This window comes from Marinobacter sp. UBA3604, assembly GCF_002375325.1.
In the GTDB taxonomy this organism is placed as follows: domain Bacteria; phylum Pseudomonadota; class Gammaproteobacteria; order Pseudomonadales; family Oleiphilaceae; genus Marinobacter; species Marinobacter salarius.
The window spans coordinates 74,439-85,824 of record NZ_DFMB01000017.1; the positions used below are offsets into that span (position 1 = coordinate 74,439).

Genomic DNA, 11,386 nt, shown 5'->3' on the forward strand with positions numbered 1-11,386 from the left:
GGTCCGTTTAATCCATGGCAATTGACCATCTTGCCTGCCTGTAATGCGCTCTATGCCAATGGCGAGGATGCCCGATGCCCCCATGATCGCGTGACAACCACTGCATCGGATCGCCAGACAACCGGAAACGGGCGGCGTTAGCCAGGAGAAAATGTATGGCCAGGAGAGAACGTATGACACGCACCCCCGTCGGCCTCGCCCTGTCGATGATGAATCGGCTTGCGGCCAACCCAATGCTGGACCGGCTGGGACTGCGTCAGTCTTTGGAAAGAACCGCCTATCACGGCACCCGTGCCGGGTTTCGCACCCTTGCTCACGCTGGCCGGGAGTTCAAGCGCGTGAACAACTGGCTGCCCCGCAAGCAATTGCCGAATCGCATACCCGGGGATCTGTTCGACCTCTCCCTGACCGATGACCAACAGATGATCACCGACATGCTCCGCAGGCTGGCAGAGGATCGGATCAGACCGGCGGCCTCAGACGCGGATGAAGCCGGGGAAATACCGGAAACCGTCACAGCGGCCACATCCGAGCTTGGCCTTGGCCTGTACGCAGTACCGGAAGCCTTTGGCGGCGTGGCGGAACATCAGTCTCCCGTGACCAGCGTGCCGATTGCCGAACAACTGGCCTGGGGCGACATGGGCATCGCAACCGCACTCCTGTCGCCGTTCAGTGTCGCCCAGGCCATCACCCGCTGGGGCACCGGGGAACAGCAGAGCCGATACCTGCCAGCGTTCTGCGACGACGCGCCGCCCACAGCCACCATTGCCCTTGACGAGCCCATACCCCTGTTTGACCCGAACAGGCTGCGGACCACCGCCAGCGAAACCGCAACCGGCTACACCCTCAACGGCCTGAAAAGCAGCGTGGTCCTCGGCGCCAGTGCAGACCTGCTATTGATTGCCGCGGAACTGCACGGCCGACCGCGGCTGTTCATCGTGGAAGCCGGCGTGACAGGCATCCAGACCAAACCCGACCCGGGCATGGGGCTGAGAGCCTCCGCGCCTGTCCAGTTGCGGCTCGACAACGTTGAACTGTCTCCTGACGCCCTGCTGGGCGACGACGATTTCAACTACGAGGCGTTTCTGGACTGCGGCTCGTTGCTCCGCTGCGGACTTGCCATCGGCACATCACAGGCCGTTCTCGACTATGTTATCCCCTACTGCAACGAACGGGAGGCGTTCGGAGAACCCATCAGCCACCGCCAGTCCGTGGCGTTCATGATCAGCAACCTCGCCATAGAAACCGACAGCATGCGCATGCTCACCTGGCGCGCCGCCAGCCGACTGGAGCAAGGCTTATCAACGCACCGTGAAACATCCCTGGCCCGGTTACTGTGCAACGAAAAAGCCATGGAGATCGGCACCAACGGCGTTCAACTGCTGGGCGGGCACGGCTTCGTCAAGGAACATCCGGTCGAGCGCTGGTATCGCGACCTTCGCTCCATCTCCACCCTGAGCGGCGGCCTTCACGCCTGATCAAAACGTAAGGACACCTCTGATGAATCTCGAGATACCGAAGAAATTTTCGCCTCTGATCAATCAGGCACAACAAGTGGCCCGGGAGGTGTTTCGCCCAATATCCCGCAAATACGATCGGGCGGAACACGAATACCCAAAAGAACTCGACCTGTTTGCCTCCATCATGGACGGCATGAACGACGGCGCGGCCGACGGTGGCACCGGCGCCGGAAAACTGGCCCGTTCCGAAAGCAACGGCGGGGGTGGTAATCGTAACGGCACCAACATGAAAACCGTCCTGGGGCTGACCGAACTGTGCTGGGGCGACGTCGGCCTGGCCCTGTCCATCCCCCGACAGGGCCTCGGCAACTCAGCCATTGCCGCCGTTGCCAACGAAGAACAACTCGCCCGACTGGGCAACACCTGGGCCGCCATGGCCATCACCGAACCCGGCGCCGGCTCCGACTCCGCCGCCATCCGCACCACCGCTACCGAAGACGGCGACGGATACATCCTAAACGGCGAAAAAATCTACGTCACCGCCGGAGAACGCGCCGACGCCGTCGTGGTCTGGGCCACCCTTGATCGCAATAAAGGCCGCGCCGCCATCAAATCCTTCGTGGTGGAAAAAGGTACCGCCGGCATGACCGTCGAACGCCTGGAGAAAAAACTTGGCATCCGCGCTTCCGACACCGCCGCCATCCGCTTCGACAACTGCCGCATTCCCAAAGAAAACCTCCTGGGCGACCCCGACGTCAGCGTCGAAAAAGGCTTCGCCGGTGCCATGCAAACCTTCGACAACACCCGCCCCGTCGTCGCCGGCATGGCCATAGGCGTCGCCAGCGCCGCCCTGCAGAAAACCCGCGAACTCATCGCATTAACCGGCACCGACCTGGAATACCACCACCAGACCTGGACCCAACCCGCCGTCACCCGCGAACTGCAACTAATGGAAGCCGAACTCGAAGCAGCCCGGCTCCTAACCCTCCGCGCCGCCTGGATGGCCGACAACGGCCTGCCCAACTCCAAGGAAGCCTCCATCGCCAAAGCCAAAGCTGGCCGCGTGGGCAACATGGTCACCCTGCGCTGCGTCGAACTCTGCGGCAGCCTTGGCTATGGCGAAACTGAACTACTGGAAAAATGGGCCAGGGACTCAAAGATTCTCGACATCTTTGAAGGCACCCAACAGATCCAGCTACTGATCATCGCCAGGAGACTGCTCGGTAAGTCGTCGGCAGAGCTGAAATAAGCTAACCTGTACGAAAGCGTCGAAAAATCAGGCAGGTGCAACCCGTTTTTCTCAACAGGAGGGCGGGCATCTCAGAGCCTGATCGCAGCGGATGTATCGCTTCTCCCCAGACCGTGCATTGCCAAGGATGGCAATGCCGAGCCCCCATGGATGGGTTAACGGCGTGTCTGGGGAGAAGCGATACATCCGCTGCAGACTCCAAACTCGAAGTCCTGGATTGATGAATGCTGAAGATAAACCGAGAAAACCTGAAAACCAGCCACCAACTCATCTGGTTCATCATAGACTTCCTGATGCTAGGCCTGCTTATCATCAACCTGGCCTTCATCATCTTCGACTCCATCTACAACTTCACCGGTGTCCAGAACCTGCTCGCTGAACACGCACCGCTTGTCAAAGAACTCTACCAGCCCATCCACGAAAACTTCCTGTTCTACGACCTCATCTTCGTCAGCATCTTCCTGACCGAGTTCGTCGTGCGCTGGGGCTACGCCATCAAGGCCAAAGTCTACGACCGCTGGTACTTCTACCCGTTCATCCACTGGTACGACATCATCGGCTGCATCCCCGTTGGCAGCTTCCGCTTCCTGCGGATACTGCGGGTTATCTCCATCATCTACCGGCTGCACCAGTACAAAGTGATCGACGTCACCCAGACCCGAGCCTTCCAGTTCTTCAACTTCTACTACGAAGCCTTCATGGAAGAGCTCTCCGACCGCATCGTCATCAAAGTGCTCACCGGTGCTCAAGACGAGATTCGCAAGGGCTCACCCTTGTTCGAGCGCATTCAGAACGACATCCTCTACCCAAGGCGGGAAATGCTATCCGACTGGGTATCACAACGGGTTGCGGAAGCAGCACGGGAAGGGTACATCCCCAATCGCGGCGCCCTGCGAAGCTACCTGGAAACCCGCGTCGACAACGCCCTCAAACAGAACCTGGAGTTGTCGAGGCTGAAGTACCTGCCCGTCGTCGGCCCAACCATCCAGGAAACCCTGGAAGAAGCCGTGGGGGACATCGTCGCCAACGTGATTCACCAGATTCTGGAAGACCTTGCTTCCGCATCCAACCACGCGTTCATCGAAGACATCGTCAACGTATTCCTGCCATCGCCCGATAACGAAGACGAGAACGACGAACACAACGAAGCCCTGATCAACCTGATTGTCGAAGTGCTGGATGCCGTCAAAAGCCAGGTCAGGGTCAAACACTGGCGTAGCGAACTGACCTGAGCTGAACCTGCCAACAACATCGAGGTTTTCATGGAACCACTGCACTACCGTTCTGCCGCCGAATTGATTAGCGACCTTAAAAACGGGGAGCTAACCAGTGTGGACGTCACTCAGGCCTTCCTGAACAGAATTCGCCAGTGCAATGACACCATCAATGCCGTGGTGACGCTCGATGAAGAGAAAGCCCTGGAGAAAGCCCGGCAAGCCGATGAGGTACAGGCACAAGGTGAGACACTGGGCGCTTTGCATGGGCTGCCACTCACCCTGAAAGACACCTGGGAGGTTGCCGGCATGGCCTGTACCGCCGGTGCACCCGCGCTGAAAGACTACATCCCGACAAAACACGCCGACGTGGTCCAGCGCCTGGAAGACGCCGGTGCGATCATCCTGGGGAAGACCAACGTCCCCATTTACGCCACCGACCTCCAAAGTTACAACAAGCTCTTCGGTGTCACCAACAACCCCCACAACCTGGCACATACCCCCGGCGGCTCATCCGGGGGCGCTGCCGCAGCGCTTGCGGCAGGCATGACACCGTTGGAAGTGGGCAGTGATCTCGCGGGTTCCATCCGCACACCGGCGCATTTCTGCGGCGTTTTCGGGCACAAGCCTTCCCGTGCCCTGGTCTCCTTCCGTGGTCACATTCCAGGGCCTCCGGGCACAGAGTCGCGGCCGGACCTGGCCGAAGGCGGGCCATTGGCGCGCTCGGCAAAGGATCTGGAACTGCTGCTGAACGTGATTGCCGGCCCCGCAGAACGGGAACGCAACAGCTGGCAACTGGCCATGGCACCGGCCACCATTCATTCTCTGGAACAGACACGCGTGGGCCTTTGGCTGAAAGACCCGCTGTGCCCCATCGACGACGAATTACTGAACGGCTACCAACAGCTCGGGCGGACACTGGAAAGCAATGGAGCACTGGTTGCCGAAGCCCAGCATCAACTACTCAACCTGGAACACATCCTGCCTGCCTATTTCAACTTACTGGGCAGCCTTCTCAGCACGTCCATGAAACCGGCCCAACGCCGGCAAATGATGTGGATCTCCCGGCTTGAACGCTGGCTACACCTGTTTGGCCCTGTCACGGCCTTCATCGGAGAATACGGCCGCGGCGTGAACCAGCCGGTACACCAGTGGATGGCCTGGAGCGAAATGCGGGAGAAGATGAGGGCCGAAATCACTACCCTGTTCGACGAATTCGATGTGCTATTAACGCCGATCACCCCAACCACGGCCATTCGCCACGATCACAGCAATCCGGTGTTCAAGCGGCAGATCACCGTTGCAGGTCAGCCCAGGGCGTACATGGACCAGTTCTGCTGGATTGCCCTGGCTACCTTGCTCGGGCTGCCCGCTACCTCCGTTCCTATTGGAAAAACAGCGGATGGGTTGCCGTTCAATGTGCAGGTCATCGGTGCGCCGGGGATGGACCTGACGACGATCCGATTCGCAGAGCTGCTGGAAGCCAGCGGACTTGCCGGCTTCCAGCAGCCGCCGGACCTCAGCCATTGACCATAAAGTGCACCCAGATACTGGCCCCGTAACCCAGCGCAATTGCCGGTGTCCATTTCAGGTGACTGAGAAACGTATACTGCCCCCTGGCCTGTCCCATCAGTGCGACGCCCGCAGCAGAGCCTATGGACAAGAGGCTGCCACCAACGCCAGCAGTCAGCGTAACCAGCAGCCATTGATAATCCGGCATGGCCGGGTTCATGGTCAGCACCGCAAACATCACCGGAATGTTGTCGACCAGCGCAGAGATCACTCCGATCATGACATTAGCAACGGTGGGCCCCAGATCGCCGTACAGCGTGGCCGATATCATGCCGAGATAACCAATGAAGCCCAGGCCGCCGACCGCCATAATCACCCCGTAGAAGAAGAACAGAGTGTCCCACTCCGACCGGGCAATGTGGGAAAAGACGTCAAAAGCACGACGTCCCTGGGTCCGGTCACCCGAGCTATCTCCCGGTGGGGACTCAAAGCCCTCGTTCCAGTGATATTCCTCATGGCGTTTGAGATAGAACCCAAAAATCTTCAGGTAACCGAGCCCCGTCATCATGCCGAACACCGGTGGAATGTGCAGGAACTGATGAAAACTGATGGCGGTGGCGATGGTCAGCAGGAACAGAGCGCAGATGACGAGCCCGCCCGGGCGAATAACGTTCCCGAACGACTCAGGTGATGACGGCTGGCCCTTCGGCAAAGCCAGATGCATCAACGCCGCCGGCACCAGGAAGTTGACGATGGAAGGCAGCAACAGCTGGAAGAAGTCCTGGAACGGGAGTATGCCTTTCTGCCAGACCATCAGTGTAGTGATGTCGCCGAACGGGCTAAACGCCCCGCCCGCGTTGGCGCCCACCACAATATTGATACAGGACAGGGACACAAATTTGGCGCTGTCCCGGCCCACGGCCATCACCACGGCACACATGATCAGAGCCGTGGTCAGGTTGTCCGCGACCGGTGACAGACAGAACGCCAGGATACCGGTGATCCAGAACAGACGCCGGTAACCAAAGCCCTTGCCAAGCAGCCATATCCGCAACTGGTCGAAGACACCGCGCTCCAGCATGGCATTGATGTACGTCATCGCCACCAGGAGGAAGAAGAACAGTTCCGCGTATTCCAGGAAATTATGCCGTATGGCTTCTTCCACTTCGCCATTGGCGCCCGCGGCGCGGTATGCCAGGGCCACGAGTATCCAGATCAACCCTGCCGCGATCAGCATCGGCTTGGATTTGGCCAGGTGAATCCGTTCTTCCAGAATGACCAATAGATACGCGACTACGAAAATCGCGATGGCAATGTAGCCCACAGGGTGGGAAATAAGATCCACGGCCCGGTCGGCATTTGCCCACACCGGTCCGGGCGCCAGCGACAACACGGCCGCTAACGACAGCAAGATCGACTTCATTCGAGGGGGTGCTCCCAACTGCGATGGAGTGCCCGGGACGATCGTCCCGGGGGGTTTGGTTATTCGATTTCGATCAGGCTCTCACCAGGCGCTACCCGGTCGCCTTTCGAGATATTCACCGCCTTGACGATACCAGACTTGGTGGCTTTAACCTCGGTTTCCATTTTCATGGCTTCGATGATCAGCACCGCGTCACCGGCAGATACCTCGTCACCCTCGCTCACCAGCACATCAACAATGTTGCCTGGCATGGTGGTGGTCACCTGGCCTTCTCCGGTGGCTCTGGCACGACCACCCTTGCGGGTATTTTCAGAAGCTTCGCCCTGGGATTCCAACTGAATTTCCTCGGGCACGCCGTCCACTGTCATGTAGAACCGGCGCTCGGTCTCGCTCACCGGATTGGCACCGGTCACATGAATATCGTAGCTTTCACCGTGCACCGTGATCCGGAATTCGGTGGACACACTGCCGCCGGTCTTACCGTTGGCGATGGGCTCCAGGGCTTCCGGCTGCAAGGTGCCGTCGCGGCGTTGCTCCAGGTACGTGCGGGCCTGGTCCGGGAACATGGCGTAGGTCAGTACGTCTTCCTCGCTCTCGGCGAGATCACCCAGCTCCTTGCGCAGTTCGGAAAACTCCTTGGGAATCAGGTTGGCCGGGCGCTCTTCAATCAACTCTTCCTTGCCCACAGCACGTCGTTGCAGCTGTGCGTCCACCTCTGCAGGCGCCTTGCCATACCAGCCCTGCATGTATTTCTTCACCTCATTGGTGATGGTGTCGTAACGCTTGCCGCCCAACACATTGATCACTGCCTGGGTGCCGACGATCTGTGAAGTGGGCGTCACCAGCGGAGGGTATCCCAGGTCTTTACGCACCCGGGGGATTTCCTCGAACACATCCTGAATCCGGTCGAGGGCGCCCTGCTCTTTTAGCTGATTCGCCAGGTTGGACATCATGCCACCGGGCACCTGGGACAGGAGTACGGAAGTATCCACCCCATTGTAGTCACTCTCGAACTGATGGTATTTCTTGCGAACTTCGCGGAAATGGCGGGTGGCCTTGTCCAGCAACTCGAGGTTGAGGCCGGTTTCACAGCCAGCATCATGCAACGCAGCCACCAACGATTCGGTCGGCGGATGGCTGGTCCCGCCCGCAAACGCCGACAGCGCGGTATCGATATGATCCACACCGGCCTCCAATGCAGCCCACTGGCACATGGGCGCCATGCCCGACGTGGCATGGGAGTGCAGGAATACCGGCAGTTTGAGGTTCTTCTTCAGGCCGCTGACCAGCTCGGCGGTCACCGCTGGCGTCAGCAGGCCCGCCATATCCTTGATAGCGATACTGTCAGCACCCATGTCTGCCATGGTCTCGGCCTGAGCCAGGAAGGTTTTCACGTCGTGCACCGGGCTGACCGTGTAGCACAGCGTACCCTGGGCATGCTTGCCGGCCTTCTTCACGGCTTTAATGCTGGTCTCCAGATTGCGCACGTCATTCAGCGCATCAAAAATACGGAACACATCGATACCGTTTTCCGCGGCCTTTTCAACAAACGCCTCCACCACATCGTCGCCGTAGTGGCGGTACCCGAGCAGATTCTGACCGCGCAACAGCATTTGCAGACGGGTGTTGGGCAGAGCCTTACGCAGGGTACGCAGGCGCTCCCATGGGTCTTCCTTAAGGAATCGCACACAGGCATCAAACGTGGCGCCGCCCCAGCATTCCAGTGACCAGTAGCCGGCCTGATCCAGCCATTCACAGGCCGGCAGCATGTCCTCGGTGCGCATACGCGTGGCGATCAGGGACTGATGGGCATCCCGCAGGATGACGTCGGTGATGTGAATTTTTCTCTTACTCATGGTGCTCTCCAATATTCGTGTTACAGGCCAGCCTGGGCTGCGATGGCGGCAGCAACGGCCGTGGCAATGGATTCCGGTCGGGATTTGTCGCTGTACTCCAACAACTGCGGATTGCGCTCCACGAAACCGGTATTAAACGTGCCGGCCTGGAAATCCGGGTGGTTCAGGATCTGCTGGTAGTAAGGAATCGTGGTGTGTACCCCGTAGATAGCCATGTCGCTGAGCGCTCTGCGGGAACGGGCCACCAGTTCCGGCCATTCCCGCGCCCAGACAATCAGCTTGGCGCACATGGAATCGTAGTAAGGGGGAATCTCGTAGCCGGTGTACATGGCGGCATCTGTGCGCACACCCGGGCCGCCGGCGGAATAATAGCGACTGATGCGACCAAAGCTGGGCAGAAACCCGTTTTTCGGGTCTTCCGCGTTAATGCGAAATTGAGCGGCGAAACCGCGATAACTGATGTCGGCCTGGGAAAACTCCAGCGGCTCGCCCGCCGCGATTCGGATCTGCGATTTGATGATGTCGATGCCGGTGATTTCCTCGGTGATCGTGTGCTCCACCTGCACCCGCGTGTTCATCTCCATAAAATAGAAGCTGTCGTCGTGGTCGAGCAGGAACTCTACCGTGCCAGCATTCACGTAACCGCATTGGCGGGTAACCTGGATGGCCAGGTTACCAATAGTTTCTCGCTGCTCCTCACTTAACTGTGGCGATGGTGCCACTTCGATCAGCTTCTGGTTACGGCGCTGGATGGAGCAGTCTCGCTCATACAGGTGCACCACATTGCCGTGATGATCCGCTAATACCTGCACTTCAATATGACGAGGCTCAATGATGCACTTCTCCAGGAAAACCTCGGCACTGCCAAAGGCCTTGGTGGCCTCGGAAATCACTCGCTCGTAGTTCTGCCGCAACTCTTTCTCATTATCGCAACGACGAATGCCCCGGCCACCACCACCGGACGTGGCTTTGAGCATAACCGGGTAGCCAACGTCCTCCGCCTGGCGTACGGCATCTTCGACGTCATCCAGGTTGCCTTCCGAACCCGGTGTAACGGGGACACCTGCGGCAATGGCGGTCTTGCGGGCCTGGGTCTTGTCGCCCATGGCACTGATCGCCTCGGATGACGGGCCGACAAACGTTACCCCCCGCTGCTGGCAGATGGCTGCTAACTCGGCATTCTCGGAAAGAAAGCCGTAACCCGGATGCAGAGCATCACAGCCAGTTTCGACCGCCAGGTTCACGAGATGATGGGGATTCAGGTAACCGCTGAGCGGGTCCTTACTGATCTGATAGGACTCATCCGCTTTCTTGACATGCAAGGAGTACTGGTCCGCCTCTGAATAAACAGCGACAGACCGAATGCCCAACTCCTTGCAGGCCCGCGCAATGCGAACGGCAATTTCGCCGCGATTGGCGATGAGCACTTTTTTAATGGCCATGGAAGCTTCCTTCAAGTAATAGTCATTAACGGAAGAAAGCTGCAACCCGCAACGGCAGGCTGCAGCGTTGCGTTCTTCTACCCGGGGTTTTTCCGCACCGCATGAACGATGTCGGAAAAAGATCCCGGGCCGGGATCAGGGGTCACTCGAATACCAAGGCGCCGGCTAAGCTCGTCAGCGGACAGCAGCCCGCAAATGACCTGCTCCTCTGCCCCAACGGCGACAGTGTCCATTACCAAAAGATAGTCCGAATGAAGCCCCTTGAAAATGGTGATTAATTCATCAATTTTCAGGTCCTGAAGCTTACCGAGCTCTATCGTTGGCAAGCGCCATACCGACCGCATGATGTCCCGCGCAACAATATCGGCGATGCTACTTCCACGCTGGTTGGCGAGACTCATGGGCCAGGAACCGATCAGATCCTTCAGGGTCAATATTCCGACCACCTCATCATTTCGATTGATAACCACACAAAAGGTTTCTCCGGAAACATCCAGTGTCTTCTTGACCTCCTGGATCTCTCGCGATGACCGGACGATCACCGGGGCTTGCCTGGTGAAGTCCTTCAACAGCTCCGACGCGGCGGCGTCATTGGTGAGGGTGTCCTCGTCTTCCGGTGAAACAAGCCGGTATCTGGCTCCGGCAGACAGGGACGCTTGAACGCTTGATTGATTGCCCATGGCAATTCTCCTGGCTAAAGACCATTTCTCCAGGCGCGGGGCACCCACGCAGGGGCAGCAGCGCCTGAATCAGTTCGAATGTCTATAGCTGGTAGGGAGGTGCCTGTGACTGGCCTGGGTAACTGAGAATTCTTCTGGGGGGGCCGTCAAAGGCCAACTGATGAAGGGCGCGGGACGTCAACGCCGACGGTGGATAAACGAATGTGGGCGACAGCGACGACACATCGCCGGGTGACGAGGCCCCTTCTGAGGATTCGGAACTGCCTTGCCAATCGCTCAGCGCGACAGTGGTGGCAACAGGGTCATCCAGGGTGGGGAGCGCAACGGTAACCGATGTCCAGACAACAAATATCAGTGCCAGCAACGCAACGAGGTTGCCAGACAGACTGAATGTGTGTACGGAGCGACGGGGCATCATTTCACCGTGTTAGTAGTTGCCTAACTAATGCAAAGGCGACGGCTAATGATAACCCCAGGGGATGGTGGCAATGCAAGCTTTCGTGGCCGATACGGGAAAAGCGTGTCCTGAATCGAGTAGGAGGGGGAGTTA

Annotated in this window: 9 protein-coding genes; 4 read left to right on the plus strand and 5 right to left on the minus strand. The window is 58.7% G+C overall.

Annotated features, from left to right (window positions below; all coding sequences use genetic code 11):
* Window positions 1-173 precede the first annotated feature (173 nt).
* The 4 genes from B2590_RS05355 (at window position 174) to B2590_RS05370 (ending at window position 5,453) form a co-directional block, all read left to right on the plus strand.
* Entirely contained in the window at window positions 174-1,478 is a 1,305-nt protein-coding gene (locus tag B2590_RS05355) for an acyl-CoA dehydrogenase family protein (protein WP_278366968.1), read from the plus strand.
* 22 nt (window positions 1,479-1,500) lie between these two features.
* Window positions 1,501-2,709 carry an acyl-CoA dehydrogenase family protein gene (locus B2590_RS05360; RefSeq protein WP_081899226.1) on the plus strand — a complete coding sequence of 403 codons (1,209 nt, stop codon included), beginning with the start codon at window positions 1,501-1,503 and terminating at the stop codon, window positions 2,707-2,709.
* A 224-nt stretch (window positions 2,710-2,933) separates the two neighbouring features.
* Entirely contained in the window at window positions 2,934-3,941 is a 1,008-nt protein-coding gene (locus B2590_RS05365) for a hypothetical protein (protein ID WP_041335958.1), read from the plus strand.
* Window positions 3,942-3,971: 30 nt separating this feature from the next.
* The gene (locus B2590_RS05370; RefSeq protein WP_085680020.1) at window positions 3,972-5,453 is read left to right on the plus strand and encodes an amidase; all 1,482 of its coding nucleotides are present in this window, start codon (window positions 3,972-3,974) and stop codon (window positions 5,451-5,453) included.
* Here the strand turns inward: B2590_RS05370 and nhaD are convergent.
* The 5 genes from nhaD to B2590_RS05395 form a co-directional block, all read right to left on the minus strand.
* The gene (gene nhaD, locus B2590_RS05375) at window positions 5,443-6,858 is read right to left on the minus strand and encodes a sodium:proton antiporter NhaD (RefSeq protein WP_041335954.1); all 1,416 of its coding nucleotides are present in this window, start codon (window positions 6,856-6,858) and stop codon (window positions 5,443-5,445) included. The genes B2590_RS05370 and nhaD overlap by 11 nt on opposite strands.
* 59 nt (window positions 6,859-6,917) lie before the next feature.
* On the minus strand, window positions 6,918-8,714 hold the full coding sequence (gene oadA / locus B2590_RS05380; RefSeq protein WP_036204760.1) for a sodium-extruding oxaloacetate decarboxylase subunit alpha: 1,797 nt from the start codon (window positions 8,712-8,714) through the stop codon (window positions 6,918-6,920).
* A gap of 20 nt (window positions 8,715-8,734) precedes the next feature.
* Entirely contained in the window at window positions 8,735-10,156 is a 1,422-nt protein-coding gene (locus B2590_RS05385; RefSeq protein ID WP_036204758.1) for an acetyl-CoA carboxylase biotin carboxylase subunit, read from the minus strand.
* 77 nt (window positions 10,157-10,233) lie between these two features.
* Entirely contained in the window at window positions 10,234-10,836 is a 603-nt protein-coding gene (locus tag B2590_RS05390; protein ID WP_278366961.1) for a CBS domain-containing protein, read from the minus strand.
* A gap of 82 nt (window positions 10,837-10,918) precedes the next feature.
* Window positions 10,919-11,251, minus strand: coding sequence for a hypothetical protein (locus tag B2590_RS05395; protein ID WP_041335952.1), 333 nt, complete (start codon window positions 11,249-11,251; stop codon window positions 10,919-10,921).
* Window positions 11,252-11,386: the final 135 nt, after the last annotated feature.